The 15,287-nt window shown below is 75.0% G+C and carries 15 protein-coding genes; 9 read left to right on the top strand and 6 right to left on the bottom strand.

From position 1 onward, the window contains the following. Positions 1 to 42 precede the first annotated feature (42 nt). Both fabI and AC2TDM_RS10125 read left to right on the top strand, forming a co-directional pair. Positions 43 to 810, top strand: coding sequence for an enoyl-ACP reductase FabI (gene fabI, locus AC2TDM_RS10130; RefSeq protein WP_090033763.1), 768 nt, complete (start codon positions 43 to 45; stop codon positions 808 to 810). Between the two features lie 22 nt (positions 811 to 832). After that, entirely contained in the window at positions 833 to 1,357 is a 525-nt protein-coding gene (locus AC2TDM_RS10125) for a SixA phosphatase family protein (protein ID WP_090033761.1), read from the top strand. 30 nt (positions 1,358 to 1,387) lie between these two features. On the opposite strand, the gene serB is transcribed toward AC2TDM_RS10125, so the two are convergent. From serB to glgC, 3 genes are all read right to left on the bottom strand, one after another. Continuing rightward, positions 1,388 to 2,035 carry a phosphoserine phosphatase SerB gene (gene serB / locus AC2TDM_RS10120; protein WP_275407337.1) on the bottom strand — a complete coding sequence of 216 codons (648 nt, stop codon included), beginning with the start codon at positions 2,033 to 2,035 and terminating at the stop codon, positions 1,388 to 1,390. A gap of 44 nt (positions 2,036 to 2,079) precedes the next feature. Continuing rightward, positions 2,080 to 2,283 (bottom strand): hypothetical protein, encoded by a 204-nt coding sequence (locus AC2TDM_RS10115; RefSeq protein ID WP_090033758.1) that lies wholly within the window; start codon positions 2,281 to 2,283, stop codon positions 2,080 to 2,082. Positions 2,284 to 2,361: 78 nt separating this feature from the next. Then, positions 2,362 to 3,603 carry a glucose-1-phosphate adenylyltransferase gene (glgC, locus tag AC2TDM_RS10110; RefSeq protein WP_484634540.1) on the bottom strand — a complete coding sequence of 414 codons (1,242 nt, stop codon included), beginning with the start codon at positions 3,601 to 3,603 and terminating at the stop codon, positions 2,362 to 2,364. Between the two features lie 120 nt (positions 3,604 to 3,723). Here glgC and glgA point away from each other — a divergent pair, with 120 nt between their 5' ends. Further along, positions 3,724 to 4,980, top strand: a complete 1,257-nt coding sequence (glgA, locus tag AC2TDM_RS10105; RefSeq protein WP_484634539.1) for a glycogen synthase — start codon at positions 3,724 to 3,726, stop codon at positions 4,978 to 4,980. Positions 4,981 to 4,998: 18 nt separating this feature from the next. Here the strand turns inward: glgA and AC2TDM_RS10100 are convergent, their stop codons facing one another. After that, positions 4,999 to 5,763 (bottom strand): hypothetical protein, encoded by a 765-nt coding sequence (locus AC2TDM_RS10100; protein ID WP_090033754.1) that lies wholly within the window; start codon positions 5,761 to 5,763, stop codon positions 4,999 to 5,001. Positions 5,764 to 5,815: 52 nt separating this feature from the next. Here AC2TDM_RS10100 and AC2TDM_RS10095 point away from each other — a divergent pair, with 52 nt between their 5' ends. The 3 genes from AC2TDM_RS10095 (at position 5,816) to AC2TDM_RS10085 (ending at position 8,555) form a co-directional block, all read left to right on the top strand. Continuing rightward, positions 5,816 to 6,634 carry an ABC transporter ATP-binding protein gene (locus AC2TDM_RS10095; protein WP_090033753.1) on the top strand — a complete coding sequence of 273 codons (819 nt, stop codon included), beginning with the start codon at positions 5,816 to 5,818 and terminating at the stop codon, positions 6,632 to 6,634. 206 nt (positions 6,635 to 6,840) lie between these two features. Then, complete coding sequence (locus AC2TDM_RS10090; RefSeq protein ID WP_484634538.1) at positions 6,841 to 7,284, top strand: NfeD family protein; 444 nt, start codon at positions 6,841 to 6,843, stop codon at positions 7,282 to 7,284. Further along, positions 7,281 to 8,555: an SPFH domain-containing protein gene (locus tag AC2TDM_RS10085; RefSeq protein WP_484634537.1), complete on the top strand. Its 1,275-nt coding sequence runs from the start codon at positions 7,281 to 7,283 to the stop codon at positions 8,553 to 8,555. The genes AC2TDM_RS10090 and AC2TDM_RS10085 overlap by 4 nt, the downstream gene beginning before the upstream one ends. Here AC2TDM_RS10085 and AC2TDM_RS10080 read toward each other — a convergent pair. Both AC2TDM_RS10080 and AC2TDM_RS10075 read right to left on the bottom strand, forming a co-directional pair. Next, a complete protein-coding gene (locus AC2TDM_RS10080) occupies positions 8,464 to 9,594 on the bottom strand; it encodes a glycosyltransferase (protein ID WP_484634536.1) in 1,131 nt (376 codons plus the stop codon). The two genes, AC2TDM_RS10085 and AC2TDM_RS10080, sit on opposite strands and share 92 nt — an antisense overlap. 8 nt (positions 9,595 to 9,602) lie before the next feature. Then, complete coding sequence (locus tag AC2TDM_RS10075) at positions 9,603 to 10,643, bottom strand: phosphodiester glycosidase family protein (protein WP_484634535.1); 1,041 nt, start codon at positions 10,641 to 10,643, stop codon at positions 9,603 to 9,605. 132 nt (positions 10,644 to 10,775) lie between these two features. Between AC2TDM_RS10075 and AC2TDM_RS10070 the strand changes: the two genes are divergently transcribed. The 3 genes from AC2TDM_RS10070 to AC2TDM_RS10060 all read left to right on the top strand — a co-directional run bounded on the left by AC2TDM_RS10070 (position 10,776) and on the right by AC2TDM_RS10060 (position 15,255). After that, positions 10,776 to 11,474, top strand: coding sequence for a TetR/AcrR family transcriptional regulator (locus AC2TDM_RS10070; RefSeq protein WP_484634534.1), 699 nt, complete (start codon positions 10,776 to 10,778; stop codon positions 11,472 to 11,474). Then, positions 11,468 to 13,198 (top strand): ABC transporter ATP-binding protein, encoded by a 1,731-nt coding sequence (locus AC2TDM_RS10065; RefSeq protein ID WP_484634533.1) that lies wholly within the window; start codon positions 11,468 to 11,470, stop codon positions 13,196 to 13,198. Before AC2TDM_RS10070 ends, AC2TDM_RS10065 begins: the two co-directional genes overlap by 7 nt. Before the next feature lie 101 nt (positions 13,199 to 13,299). After that, positions 13,300 to 15,255, top strand: a complete 1,956-nt coding sequence (locus tag AC2TDM_RS10060; protein WP_484634532.1) for an ABC transporter ATP-binding protein — start codon at positions 13,300 to 13,302, stop codon at positions 15,253 to 15,255. The last annotated feature ends 32 nt before the right edge of the window (positions 15,256 to 15,287 follow it).

Below are 15,287 nucleotides of genomic sequence, written 5' to 3'. Positions count from 1 at the left end.
GCAGCCCGCACCACCCACCCCCGACGGACGGAGACCACCCCCATGGGGCTGCTCGACGGCAAGACCCTCCTCGTGACCGGCGTCCTCACGGACGGCTCCATCGCCTTCCACGTCGCGCGGCTGGCGCAGGAGCAGGGGGCCACGGTCCTGCTGACCTCCTTCGGCCGGCAGCACCGGCTCACGGAGGTCATGGCCCGCCGGCTGCCGCAGCCCGTGCCGGTGCTCCAGCTCGACGTGACGTCGGCCGAGGACCTGGCGGCGCTGCCCGAGCGGGTGCGCGAGCACGCCGACCACCTCGACGGCGCGGTGCACTCCATCGGCTTCGCGCCCCAGTCGGTCATGGGCGGCAACTTCCTGGCCGGCGAGTGGGCGGACGTCGCCACGGCGCTGGAGATCAGCGCGTTCTCCCTGAAGTCCCTCGCGGTGGCCACGCAGCCGCTGCTCACGCGGGGGTCGGCCCTCGTCGGGCTCACCTTCGACGCCCGGTACGCCTGGCCCGTGTACGACTGGATGGGCGTCGCGAAGGCGGCGTTCGAGTCGACGGCCCGCTACCTGGCGCGCGACCTCGGTCCCGAGGGCATCCGCGTGAACCTCGTGTCGGCCGGACCGATCCGCACCACCGCGGCGAAGTCGATCCCCGGGTTCGCGCAGATGGAGGGTGGCTGGCCCGACCGCGCCCCCCTGGGCTGGGACGTGTCCGACCCCGAGCCGGCGGCCCGCGCGGTCGCGGCGCTGCTGTCCGACTGGTTCCCGGCGACGACGGGCGAGGTCGTCCACGTGGACGGCGGCGTCCACGCGATGGGGCAGTGACGGGCCGTGCGACCATGACGCCGTGACCGCCGACGACCCGCGACGCCTCGTCCTGCTGCGCCACGCCCGCGCCGAGCACACCACCGGTGCGGACCACGTGCGGCCGCTGGCGGTCGAGGGGCGGCGCCAGGCCCAGGCCGTCGGTGCGACGCTGGCCGGCCTCGGGCTCGTGCCGGACCTCGTCCTCTGCTCCTCGGCCCTGCGCACGCGGCAGACCTGGGAGCTCGTCCGGCAGGGGCTCGGCACGCCTGCCGGGTCCCCACCGGTCGAGGTCCGCGACGCGCTCTACGAGTCGGGGCTGGCCGAGCTCGTGGCGCTCGTCGGCGGCGCGCCGGCGGACGCGCGCACGGTCCTCGTCGTCGGGCACGAGCCGACGATCTCGATGGCGTCGGCCGCGCTGGCCGGGCCCGGGTCGGACGAGGCGGTGGTCGCCCGGGTGCGCACCGGGCTGCCGACGGCCGGCTGGACCCTCCTCACGCTCGGGGGCGGGTGGCCGACGCTGGCCCCGCGGGCGGCGGCGCTGGTGCGCGCGGGCAGCCCGGACTGACCCGGCCGCCCGGGTCGGTCCGCGGCGACCTCAGGACGCCAGCGCGGGCAGCGTGAGGACCTCGTCGAGCCGGCCCTCGAGCGCGTGGTCGGCGGCCGCGGCGACGAGCGGCTTCGCGCGGTAGGCGATGCCCGTCCCGGCCGCCGCCAGCATGTCGAGGTCGTTCGCACCGTCGCCGATGGCGACCGTGCGCTCGAGCGGCACCCTGAGCTCGTCGGCCCACGCGCGCAGCGCCACGGCCTTGGCCGCCCGGTCGACGACCTCGCCGGCCACGCGGCCCGTCAGCACGCCGTCGGCCACCTCGAGCCGGTTCGCGCGGTAGCGGGTGATGCCCAGCCGCGCCGCGAGGGGGCCCACGACCTCCGTGAACCCGCCCGACACGAGGGCCAGCGGCCAGCCACGGGCCGCCAGCCCCGCGACGAGCTCCTTCGCCCCGGGGCTCAGCTCGACCTCGTCGAGCACGTCGGCGAGCACGGTGACGGGGACGCCGGCCAGCGTCGCCACCCGCTCGTGCAGCGACCGGGCGAAGTCGATCTCGCCGCGCATCGCCCGCTCGGTGACGGCCGCGACCAGCGCCCGCGTCCCGGCCCGCTCGGCGAGCATCTCGATCACCTCACCCGTGATGAGGGTGGAGTCGACGTCCATGACGACGAGGCGGCGTGCGGGCGGGGGGGGCACGGGCGGCAGGCTAGCCGCCGGCGCACCCCGCGCGGCCCGGGCGTTCAGAGCGCGGTGAGCAGCCCGATGAACTCGTCGGCCATGGCCAGCTTGCGGGCGAGGTCGGCCCGCCGCGTGCGGGCGGCCTCGACGTGCGCCGCCAGGCGCTCGCGGAGGTCCGTCCCGTCCGCCGCCGTGCGGTCGTCGGCCCCGTCCTGCGCGCTGCTCGTGGCCGCGATGCGGTCGGCGACGTCGAGGACGTCGCGCATCTCGCGGAGCCGGCCCGGCGCCGCCGGGGGGGCGGCACCGGGCCGGGGCCGGGCGGGTGGTGCAGGCGGGCGACGCCGTCAGTCGTGGATGACCGTGCCCTTGGGGACCACGGTGATGCCCGAGTCCGTGACGGTGAAGCCGCGGGCGAGGTCGTGCTCCCGGTCGACGCCGACCTTGACGCCCGCCGGCACCACGACGTTCTTGTCGAGGATCGCGCGGTGCACCTCGGCGCCGCGCTCCACGTGGACGTCGTTCATAAGGACGGAGTCCGTCACGTGCGAGTACGAGCGCATCCGCACGCCCGGGGACACGATGGAGCGGCTCACCTGGGCCCCCGAGACGACGACGCCCGGGGAGACGATGGAGTCGGCCGCGTGGCCCAGGCGCCCCTCGCCCGCGTGCACGAACTTCGCCGGCGGCAGGCCCGTGTAGCCCGTGTAGAGCGGCCACTCGTCGTTGTAGAGGTTGAACACGGGCTCGATCGCGATGAGGTCCATGTTCGCCTCGAAGTACGCGTCGAGGGTCCCGACGTCCCGCCAGTAGTCCTTGTCGCGCGGCGCGGAGCCCGGCACGTCGTTGCGGATGAAGTCGTAGACGCCCGCGGTCCCCTTCGCGACGAACGCGGGCACGATGTCCCCGCCCATGTCGTGCTTGGAGGCGGGGTCGTCCGCGTCCGCCGTCACCGCCCGCACCAGGGCGGCCGCGTCGAAGACGTAGTTGCCCATCGAAGCGAGGATCTCCTGCGGGGAGTCCGGCACCGGGACGGGGTCCGACGGCTTCTCCCGGAACGCGGCGATGCGGGTCGGGTCCTGCGGGTCGGTCTCGATGACGCCGAACTGGTCCGCCAGGCCGATCGGCTGGCGGATGCCGGCGACCGTGAGCTCGGCACCCGAGGCGATGTGGGCGTCGACCATCTGGGAGAAGTCCATGCGGTACACGTGGTCCGCGCCGACCACCACGACGATGTCGGGCCGCTCGTCGTCGATGATGTTCAGGCACTGGTAGATGGCGTCCGCGGAGCCGAGGTACCAGTGCTTGCCGACGCGCTGCTGCGCCGGCACCGCGGCCACGTAGTTGCCGAGCAGCGAGGACATCCGCCACGTCTGGGCCACGTGCCGGTCGAGGCTGTGGGACTTGTACTGCGTGAGCACGATGACGTGCAGGTAGCCGGAGCTGATGACGTTCGACAGGGCGAAGTCGACGAGCCGGTAGATGCCGCCGAAGGGCACCGCCGGCTTGGCACGGGCGGCGGTGAGGGGCATGAGGCGCTTGCCCTCCCCACCTGCGAGGACGATCGCGAGGACGCGCGGCGCTGCCATGCCGCTCACGATAGGGGGTAGCGACGTGATGCGCGCCACCTCGCCCGGTCGGCGCTAGCGTGTCGGCCGAGGTCACCGGCGCCCGTCGGCGGTGCGCCCGCGACGAGGGGAGTCACGAAGGTGCGAGTCGATCTGCTGACCCGGGAGTACCCGCCGCACGTGTACGGCGGTGCCGGCGTGCACGTGGTCGGGCTGACGGAGGTGCTGCGCCGGACGCTGGACGTGCGGGTGCACTGCTTCGACGGCCCGCGCACCGGCGCCGACGAGGGCGCCGACGAGGGCGCCGACGAGGGCGTGGTCGGCTACGACGTGCCACCCGGCCTCGCGGGGGCGAACGCGGCGCTGGGAACCTTCGGGGTCGACCTCGAGATGGTCGCGGGGGTGGCCGCCGTCGGCGCCGACGGCGTCGCCACCGACCTCGTCCACTCCCACACCTGGTACGCCAACCTGGCCGGGCACCTCGCGGGTCTGCTCCAGGGCGTGCCGCACGTCCTGACGGCGCACTCCCTCGAGCCGCTGCGGCCGTGGAAGGCCGAGCAGCTCGGCGGCGGCTACGCGCTCTCGTCGTGGGCGGAGCGCACCGCCTACGTCGGTGCCGCCGCGGTCATCGCGGTGTCGGCCGGCATGCGCGAGGACATCCTGCGGGCCTACCCGGAGGTGGACCCGGCGAAGGTGCACGTCGTGCACAACGGCATCGACCTCGACCTCTGGCGCCGCCCGACGTCGCCCGAGGACCTCGAACGGGACGCCGCGACGCAGGCCCGGCTCGGCATCGACCCCGACCGGCCGACCGTCGTCTTCGTGGGGCGGATCACGCGGCAGAAGGGCCTGCCGTACCTGCTGCGCGCGTGCGAGCAGCTCCCGCCGGAGGTGCAGGTGGTGCTGTGCGCCGGCGCCCCGGACACCCCGGAGATCCTCGCCGAGGTGGAGGGGCTCGTCGCGGGCCTGCGCGAGCGGCGCTCGGGCGTCGTGTGGATCCGGGAGATGCTGCCGCGGGAGCAGGTCGTGGCCGTGCTGTCCGCCGCCACCGTCTTCGCGTGCCCGTCGGTGTACGAGCCCCTGGGCATCGTCAACCTCGAGGCGATGGCCGTGGGCGTGCCCGTCGTCGGGACCGCGACGGGCGGCATCCCCGAGGTCGTGGTCGACGGCGAGACGGGCTGGCTCGTGCCGATCGACCAGGTGCAGGACGGCACGGGCACGCCGACGGACCCCGACCGGTTCGTCGCCGACGTGGCCGCCGCGCTGACCACGGCCTGCGCGGACCGCGAGCGGGCGGCGGCCTTCGGCGCCGCGTCCCGCCGGCGGGTCGAGGAGCACTTCACGTGGGAGGCCGTCGCCGCCCGGACGGTGGAGGTGTACCGCTCGGTGCTCGGGTGACGGGCCGGGCCCGGCGCGTCAGGGGGTGCGCAGCTCGCTCGTCACGGCGGCGCCGAGCGCCCGGCGTGCCGAGCGGTCCACGTCGCGCAGCGCGCCGAGGCGGCGGTCGGCCTGGCCGACGGTGACGGCGGCGCCGTCGTCGACGGTGGCCAGCGCGACGACCGCGCGCAGCCGCACGGCGCTGAGCAGCAGGCGGACCCGCGCCCCCGCCAACCCCGGCGGCAGCAGGGACGTCACCGAGGAGTCCGCGCGCAGCTCGGCCAGGCGCTCGCCGAGCTCGGGGCGCCACCGGGCGACGTCCAGCCGCACGAGGGCGTCCGTGGCCTCCGCGAGGCCCGTGCGCAGGGCGCGGTCGGCCTCGTCGAGCAGCGGGACGGCCCCCAGCACGGGACGCCGCCAGTCGGGGACCGGCGCGACCTGCCACGTCACGAGGTGGCCGGGCTCGAGCGCGCTGCCGAACCGCTGCACCTCCGGCACGGCGGCCAGGCAGACGGTCGGGGTCCGCACGAGGAGGCACTCGCCCGCCGCGACCGCGGCCGCGGTCAGGGCCGGCGGGAGCCCGGGCGGCGGGTCGCCGGGGCCGGGCAGCAGGCAGGCGACCTCGCGCGGCTCGTCGGCGCACGCGTCGACCAGCCGCGACAGGGGCCGGTCGTCGTCGGCGAGGCCGACGACGCGGTGCGGCTCGTCGTCGCGCTGCACGGCCGCGACCAGGCGGGCGCGGTCGAAGGGGCCGGTCAGCCAGGCGGCGAGCAGCACCGAGCGGGGGACGTCCAGGACGGGCACGCGCCCACGCTAGCGAGCGGTCGTGCCCCGGGCGCGCACTAGGGTCGGGGCCATGACCGACGTGCTCGACCTGCAGGACGTCACCGTGCGACGCGGTGCCACCACCATCCTCGACGGGCTCTCCTGGCAGATCCGCGACGGCGAGCGCTGGGTGGTGCTGGGACGCAACGGCGCCGGCAAGACCTCCCTGCTGCAGGTGTGCTCCGGCCGCATGCACCCCACGTCCGGCACGGCGCACCTGCTGGGCGAGCGCCTGGGCGGGGTCGACGTCTTCGAGCTGCGGCCGCGCATCGGGCTGTCCTCCGCCGCGCTCGCGGACCGCATCCCGTCGGGGGAGACGGTCCTCGACGTGGTGCTGACCGCCTCCTACGGCTACACCGGTCGCTGGCGGGAGAGCTACGAGGAGCAGGACGAGGCGCGCGCCCACGAGCTGCTGCGCGCGTTCGGCGTCGAGCACCTCGCCGCCCGGTACTTCGGCACGCTGAGCGAGGGCGAGCGCAAGCGCGTCCAGATCGCCCGGGCCCTCATGTCCGACCCCGAGCTCCTGCTGCTCGACGAGCCCGCGGCCGGCCTGGACCTCGGCGGGCGCGAGGAGCTGGTCGCGGCGCTCGCCGAGCTGGCCGCCGACCCCCGCTCGCCGGTGATCGTGCTGGTCACGCACCACGTCGAGGAGGTCCCGCCCGGCTTCACGCACGCGCTGCTGCTGCGCGACGGCCGCGCGCAGGCGGCGGGCCCCGTCGCGGAGGTCCTCACCGCCGACGAGCTGTCGGCCACCTTCGGCGTCCCGCTGGCCGTGCAGCGAGGCGGCGGCCGCTGGGCCGCGCGGGCCCTGCCGGCCGCGCTGACGGGGGCGCGCGCCGCCGCCCGCTGACCTCGGTGCCGCGGCCGTCCCTCCGCCGGGGCCGTCCGCGCCACGAGGCGCGACCACCAGCACTCGCCCTGCACACGGTCATGCGCTCGTGTACGCCGGGCATGGTGCTCCTCAGGTCCGCTGGGTACGGTGGGACCGCGACGCCCAGGGAGGCGCCGCGGCGTCGTCGCCCCGGGGTGGCCGCCGACGAGCGGGAGGGGGAGGCCATGGCCTGGCTCTGGTGGATGGGCGGGGCGGCGCTGCTGGCCGTCGTCGAGGTCCTCTCGCTCGACCTCGTGCTCATGATGTTCGCGGGCGGCGCCGTGGCGGGCGGGATCGCCGCCGCGTTCGGCGCCCCGCTGTCGGTCCAGGTGCTCGTCGCCGCCGTGTCCTCGGTGGTGCTGCTGACCACGTTGCGACCGCTGCTCCTGCGCCACCTGCGCGACCGCGTGCCGCTGCAGGAGACGAACGTGGCGGCCCTCGTCGGGCGACCGGCGCTGGCACTGAGCGCCGTCGACGCCGACGGCGGGCGCGTGAAGATCCACGGCGAGGTCTGGAGCGCGCGTCTCGACGGACCGGGGGAGCTGCCGGCCGACGCGCCCGCGGTCGTCCTGCGCATCGAGGGGGCGACGGCCGTCGTCGCGCCCGACCCGAGGAGGGGGACCTCATGACCGACCTGACCGCCGCGGCGGCCCACGCACCCGTGCTGGCCGCGGCCGCCGACGGGGACGGCGGCGGCGCCGTCGGCATCGCGACCGTCGTGGTGCTGGCGCTGCTCGTCCTGTTCGTCGTCGTCGCCCTCGTGCGGTCCGTGCGGATCGTGCCCCAGGCGGTGGCGATGATCGTCGAGCGCCTCGGCCGGTACTCCCGGACCATGGACGCGGGCCTGCACCTGCTCATCCCGTTCGTCGACCGGGTCCGTGCCGGCGTGGACCTGCGCGAGCAGGTGGTCTCGTTCCCGCCGCAGCCGGTCATCACCTCGGACAACCTCGTCGTCAACATCGACACGGTCATCTACTTCCAGGTCACGGACCCCAAGTCGGCGGTCTACGAGATCGCCAACTACATCCAGGGCGTCGAGCAGCTCACCGTCACGACGCTGCGCAACGTCGTCGGGTCGCTGGACCTCGAGCAGACGCTGACGAGCCGCGACCAGATCAACGGCCAGCTCCGCGGCGTGCTCGACGAGGCGACGGGCCGGTGGGGCATCCGCGTCAACCGCGTGGAGCTCAAGAGCATCGACCCGCCCCAGTCCGTGCAGGGCGCCATGGAGGCGCAGATGCGCGCCGAGCGGGACCGCCGCGCGACGATCCTCACCGCCGAGGGTGTCAAGCAGTCGCAGATCCTCACCGCCGAGGGCGAGAAGCAGGCCGCGATCCTGCGGGCGGAGGGCGCGGCCCAGTCCGCGATCCTCACCGCCGAGGGCGAGTCGCGCGCGATCCTCCAGGTCTTCGACGCCGTGCACCGCGGCGACGCCGACCCGCAGCTGCTCGCCTACCAGTACCTGCAGACGCTGCCGAAGATCGCGGCGACTCCGGCGAACAAGCTGTGGTTCCTGCCGTCGGAGCTGAGCGGCGTGCTGGGGCAGCTCGCGGACGGCTTCGCCGGGACGGGCGGCGGCGACGGGTCGGGTCGGCGGGCCCGCAAGGCCTCACCGGTGCGGCCCGAGGACCTGCCGCCGAGCGCGCTGGAGGACCCGCGCGAGGCGCTGGAGCGCGCCCGCCGGGAGTCCGAGCGCGCGACGGAGGAGGCCACGAGCTCGGGCACCCGCAGCGGCCGGCCGTTCAGCGCCGAGGCCGAGCGGGGGCAGGCGGCCACGGGAGCCGGCGGCCTGGCCGGGCCGGGCGGCGTCAACGGCGGGACGCCGTCGGCGGGCGGTCCTCCGCCGGAGGGACCGGGGCCGTCGGGGTCGTCGGCGGCAGGGCCGGGCGGTCCCGCCTGACGTCGGCCGGGCCCGCGAAGACCACCTGGCTCTGCAGGCCGTAGGCCAGCACGAAGAGCGAGAGGTCCGCGAGCACCTTGGCGATCACGGCCGGCACGCCGAGGTCCGTCAGCGCCGTCACGACGCCGAGGGAGCCCGCGAGCAGCAGCAGCGCGAGGGCGACGTAACGCCCCGCCGCCCGGCGGAGCGGCGCCCTCGCGCCGCCGGGCGACGCGAAGACGGCGTGGCGGTTGACGAGGAAGTTCACGGCCGCCGACACCGCGCGCGCCCCGCCCACCGCGACCGCGAGCGAGCCCGTCAGGGGCAGCAGCGCGGCGAAGGCCGCGACGTCGACCGCCGCCCCGAGCAGCGAGGACAGCGCGAAGGCGACGAGCGGTGCCATGACGCGCAGGGAGTCGGCGACGGGCCGGAAGTGCGACGACGCGTTGCTCTCGAGGTAGATCGTGGCGATGGGGTGCTGCTCGACGACGACCCCGCTCCGGGCCAGGTGCAGCAGGAGGCGCAGCTCGTACTCGAAGCGGTCGCCGGTCACCGTCAGCAGGTCCGGCAGCAGCGCGGCCGGGTAGCCGCGCAGGCCCGTCTGCGTGTCGACGACGTCCTGGCCCGTGCTGAGCCGGAACAGCAGGCGGGAGGCCTCGTTGCCGACGCGGCTGCGCAGCGGGACCGGGCCGGTGAACGCGCGCACGCCGAGCACCACCGCCCCGCCGCCGATGGCCACGCGGCGGGCGACGGCCAGCACGTCGGCCGGCGCGTGCTGGCCGTCGCTGTCGGCGCAGACGACGTCCCGACCGGATCGGTGCGCCAGGACCCACGCGACGCCGGTGCGCAGCGCGGTGCCCTTCCCGCGGTTGGCCGGGTGGGTGAGGACGACGACGCCCCGGGCGCGGACGGCGGCCAGCGCCGCGGCGCCGGACGGCCCGGAGCCGTCGTCGACGACGACGACCTCGAGCGGGGGGACGGACGTGGCGGCGGCGTGCAGCGCGTCGACGAGGGCGACGAGGCGCTCGTCGGGGTCGAGCGCGGGGACGAGGACGATCACGGCCGGCCTCAGTAGCCCAGGTAGAGGATGTCGGAGGTGCCGCGCTCCGTGCCCTTGCCGAGCGGGTCGTTGACGAGCGCGCCGTCGAACACCATGGTCGAGGACCCGCCGCCGTCGAGGTTGTAGGCGGTGGTGGCGCCGAGGTCGAGCATCATCTGCGCCGCCTCGGTCATGGTCACGCCCGCGCTGTACCCGGGGCTGCGGCCGTCGACGACGACGAAGAGCAGGTGGTTGTCGTCGACGACGCCGACGAGCGTGCGCGGCTGGTCGCCCTGGATGGAGTGGTTGCCGACGTTCGTGTCGACCTCGACGTCCTCGATCCCGTCGACGACGGCCCCGTCCTCGACGATGGCCGGGCCGAACGACAGCGTGTTCCACACCCCGGCGGCGACCAGCTCGTCGGCGGAGGTCTCCGTCTCGTCGTACACCTCCACGTGGCCGTCGGTGTAGAACGCCAGCCCCTCGCGGGCACCCTCGTCGCGGTAGACGACGCCGTTGCGGATGACGATGCCCGTGTCGCGGAACCCGTAGTAGTCCCCGTTCACGGCGAAGACCGCGTCGTTGTCGGCGGCGATGTCGCTGGTGGTCTCGGTGATGTTCGTGCCGAACGCGTTCTGCGCGAAGGCCGAGCGCAGGTCGGTCGCGTCGGCCAGGACGACGTCGGCCACGTAGGAGGTCACCTGGTCGTCGCCCGAGCCGGTGACGACGGTAGAGATCGTGACGCTCGTGCCGTCGGCGGCGGTGTAGGACGTCGACGTGAGGGTGCCGGCGCCCGTGCTCGTGTCCCTGCTGGCGTCCGTGGTGGTCCCCGTCGTCGTGCCGTCCGTCGTCGTCGTGGTCCCGGCGGCGGCGGACTGCGCGGCCTCGTAGGCGTCGACGTCGGCGATCTGGACGTGGTCGACGACGAAGCGGTCGAGCGCCCACGAGGCCGTGACGCCGGCGGCGAGCACGAGGCCGGCGGTGACGGCGACCGCGGTCCGGCGCAGGGCGCGGCGGCGCGGGCTCGTCGGGGTTTGTTCCGGGGCGGTGCGAGGTCGGTGTCGGGGCATGCGGCATGTCTAGGCAGGGCGCCCCGGTGCCCGGCCGGTTCCCGCTGTACGACCGCTGTGCGACGTGGCGGACCTCGCGAGTGAGTGCTCACTCACCATAGGTTGCTGCCCGTGCCGACCCGAGCACCCCGCATGTCCCGCGACGAGCGGCGCTCGGCCATCGTCGTGGCCACCGTGCCCCTGCTCTCCGAGCTGGGGGCGGACGTGACGACCCGGCAGATCGCCGAGGCCGCCGGCGTCGCGGAGGGCACGCTGTTCAAGGCGTTCGACGACAAGACGGAGCTCCTGCACGCGGCCGCGCTGGCCGCGATGGACGCCGCGCCCACGTGCGCCGCCGTCGCCGCGCTGCCCGACGCCCCGCTGGAGGAGCTCGTCGCGTCCGTGGCGCGCGTCCTCCAGGAGGGGATGATCGAGCGCACGCGCGTCATGCACGCGGTGCGCAGCATCTTCGCGCAGGTGCTGCGCGGCGAGGGCGCCGCACCCGGGACGGCCGGCGCCGCCGGGCCGCGGCACGGCCCGCACGTCGAGCACGTGCTGGCCCTCCTGCGCTGCACCGCGGACCGGCTGGAGCCGCACGCGGACCGGCTCGGCGGAAACTCCTGGACAGCGGCGCGCGTCCTGCTCAACCTGGCGGTGGGGCTGGGGCCGCCGGGGATGGCCGGCGTCGGGCTGCTGCCGCCGGAGCTCGTGGCCGCGGTCGTGGTCCGCGGCCTGGCGCACAGCCCGGCGCCCGAGCTCCACCCCGACGACCGCCCGCTCGACGAGGTCCTGGCCGGACCCCTGCGCACCACCACCCCCGACGGCACCGACCTCGCGAGGCGACCATGCTGACCCGACTGCTGCGGACCCACCTGCGGCCCTACCGGACCGCCCTGCTCGTCGTCGTCGTGCTGCAGGCGGCGCAGGCGCTGAGCAACCTCTGGCTGCCGACCCTCAACGCCCGGATCATCGACCAGGGCGTCGTCACGGGGGACACGGGCTACGTCCTGCGGACCGGCGGGGTGATGCTCGCCGTGACCGTCCTGCAGGTGCTCTGCGCCGTGGTCGCCGTCTTCTTCGCGGCCCGCGTGGCGATGTCGGTGGGCCGTGACCTGCGCGGCGCGGTGTTCGCCCGCGTGCAGGAGTTCTCGGCGCAGGAGGTCGGCCGGTTCGGGGCGCCGTCGCTCATCACCCGCGAGAGCAACGACGTCCAGCAGGTGCAGATGCTCGTCATGATGGGTCTGGCGTTCCTCGTCGCCGCGCCCGTCACCCTCGTCGGCGGCGTCATCATGGCGGTGCGCGAGGACGCGCGGCTGTCGATGGTCCTGCTCGTCATCGTGCCGGTCCTGCTCGTCGTGCTGGGGCTGACCATCCGACGGATGCGGCCCCTGTTCGCCTCCATGCAGACCCGCCTCGACGCCATCAACCGCGTGCTGCGCGAGCAGATCACGGGCATCCGCGTCGTGCGGGCCTTCGTGCGCGAGGACGCGGAGGCGGCCCGCTTCGGCGCCGCGAACGACGAGCTGCAGGAGGTCGCCGTCGCCGTCGGGCGGCTCATGGCGCTCATGTTCCCCGTGGTGATGCTCGTGCTGAACCTGTCGAGCGTCGCCGTCATCTGGTTCGGCGGGCAGCAGATCGACGCGGGGCGGATGCAGGTGGGATCGCTGACCGCCTTCATCTCCTACCTCATGCAGATCCTCATGGCGGTGCTCTTCTCGACCATGATGCTGATGATCGTGCCGCGGGCCGAGGTCAGCGCTGGCCGCATCACCGAGGTCCTCGAGACCGAGCCCTCCATCCGCCCGCCCGCCGGCGGCGGCCGTCCCTTCGTGCAGCGCGGCGGGGTGGAGCTGCGCGGGGTCACCTTCGGCTACCCGGGCGCCGAGGCGCCGGTCCTGCACGACGTCGACCTCCTGGCCCCCGTCGGGCAGACCACGGCGATCATCGGCGCCACCGGCGCGGGCAAGACGACGCTCGTCGAGCTCGTGCCGCGGCTCGTCGACGTGACCGGCGGCGCGGTGCTCGTCGGCGGGGTGGACGTGCGCGAGCTCGACCCGCAGGTGCTGTGGTCCGCCATCGGCCTCGTGCCGCAGAAGCCCTTCCTCTTCTCGGGCACGGTCGCCTCGAACCTGCGCATGGGCAAGGGTGACGCGACGGAGGACGAGCTCTGGCACGCGCTCGAGGTCGCGCAGGCGGCGGACTTCGTCCGCGAGCTCGGCGGGCTCGAGGCGCCGGTGACGCAGGGCGGCACGAACGTCTCCGGCGGTCAGCGCCAGCGCCTGGCGATCGCGCGGGCCCTGGTCCGCCGCCCGGCGATCTACCTGTTCGACGACTGCTTCTCCGCGCTCGACGTCGCCACCGACGCCGCGCTGCGGGCCGCCCTCGTCCCGGAGACCCGGGATGCGACGGTGCTCGTCGTCGCCCAGCGCGTGAGCACGGTCCGGGGAGCGGACCGCATCGTCGTGCTCGACGACGGGCGCGTCGTCGGGACCGGCACCCACACCGAGCTCATGGCGTCGGACGAGACGTACCGCGAGATCGTCCTGTCCCAGGTGAGCGTGGAGGAGGCGGCGTGAGCGCGCCGACGCGGACGAGGCCCGGGTCCCCGGCGCCCGGTGGCCCCGCGGCCGGCGGCCCGCCCCCCGGCGGACCGGCGCGTGGGCCGATGGGTGGCCCCATGGGCGGGCGGCCCGGCGGGATGATGGGCGTGCCCGTCGCCAAGGCGATGGACTTCCGGGGGTCGCTGCGGCGGCTCGTCGGGATGCTCCGGCCCGAGCGCGCGGTGCTGCTCGTCGTGCTGGCCCTGACGGCGGTCGGCGTGACGCTCAGCGTGCTGGGCCCGCGGATCCTCGGGCACGCGACCGACGTCGTCTTCGAGGGCGTCGTCGGGCGTCGGCTGGGCGAGGTGTTCCCGGCCGGGACGACGAAGGCGCAGGCGCTGGCCGCGCTCGAGTCCCGCGGCGACACCGCGCAGGCGGACCTGCTGCGCCCCATGGACGTCGTCCCCGGGCAGGGGATCGACTTCGACCGCCTCGGCCAGGTGCTCCTCGTGGTCCTCGGGCTGTACCTCGCGGCGTCGCTGCTCGGCTACCTCCAGGGCGTGCTCACCACGCAGCTCGTCCAGCGGACCGTCTTCCGCATGCGCCGCGACGTGCAGGCCAAGCTCGGCCGGCTGCCGCTGTCCTACGTCGACCGGCACCAGCGCGGCGAGATCCTCTCGCGCGTCACCAACGACATCGACAACGTCGCGCAGACCATGCAGCAGACGCTGAGCCAGCTCATCACCTCGCTGCTGACCATCGTCGGCGTCCTGGCGATGATGGTCTGGATCTCCCCGCTGCTCGCCGTCGTGGCGCTCGTGACGGTGCCGCTGTCGGCCTGGGTCACGGTGCTCATCGCGAAGCGCTCGCAGCCGCAGTTCGTCGCCCAGTGGGCCTCGACCGGCAAGGTCAACGCCCACGTCGAGGAGATGTTCACCGGTCACACGCTCGTGAAGGTCTTCGGCCGGCAGGAGGCGGTCGCGGCGACCTTCCGCGCGGAGAACGAGCGCCTGTACGAGGCGTCGTTCCGCGCGCAGTTCATCTCGGGGGCCATCCAGCCGGCGATGATGTTCATCTCGAACATCGGCTACGTCGTCATCGCCGTCGTCGGGGCCCTGCAGGTGGCGGGCGGCGCGATGACGCTGGGCTCGGTGCAGGCCTTCATCCAGTACTCCCGGCAGTTCACGCAGCCGATCACCCAGGTCGCGTCGATGGCCAACCTCCTGCAGTCGGGCGTCGCGTCCGCCGAGCGCGTGTTCGAGCTCCTCGACGAGCCCGAGCAGCGCCCGGACCCGGTGCCGCCGGCGGCGGTGGCGCAGCCCGTGCGGGGCCGCGTCGCCTTCGAGGACGTCTCGTTCCGGTACGTCGCCGACACCCCGCTCATCGAGCACCTCGACCTCGTCGCCGAGCCGGGCCAGACGGTTGCGATCGTCGGGCCGACGGGCGCCGGCAAGACCACCCTCGTCAACCTCCTCATGCGGTTCTACGAGGTCGACGGCGGGCGCATCACGCTCGACGGCGTCGACACCGCCGCGATGCGCCGGGCCGACCTGCGCTCGCAGGTGGGCATGGTCCTGCAGGACACCTGGCTGTTCGGCGGGACGATCGCGGAGAACATCGCCTACGGCACGGGCGCCGACGCCGGCCCCGGCGGGCGCGACCGCGAGCGGATGCTGGCGGCGGCCCGCGCCACCTACGTCGACCGGTTCGTGCACGCGCTGCCCGACGGGTACGAGACCGTCATCGACGAGGAGGGCGGCAACGTCAGCGCGGGGGAGAAGCAGCTCATCACCATCGCGCGCGCGTTCCTGGCCGACCCGGCGCTGCTCGTCCTCGACGAGGCCACGTCCTCGGTGGACACCCGCACCGAGGTGCTGGTGCAGGGCGCGATGAACGCCCTGCGGCAGGGTCGGACGTCGTTCGTCATCGCGCACCGGCTGTCCACGATCCGCGACGCGGACGTCATCCTCGTCATGGAGCACGGCGCGATCGTCGAGCAGGGGTCGCACGCGGCGCTGCTGGCCGCCGACGGCGCGTACGCCCGGCTGTACCGCTCGCAGTTCGCGGCCGCGACGGCGGCGGACGGCGTCTGACGGCAGCCTCCGACGGGCCGGGCGCCCCGGGC

The sequence above is a fragment of the Cellulomonas sp. plas2 genome (assembly GCF_057221735.1).
The sequence above is the reverse complement of the archived record's forward strand: the minus strand, read 5'-3'. Positions and strand labels throughout refer to the sequence as shown.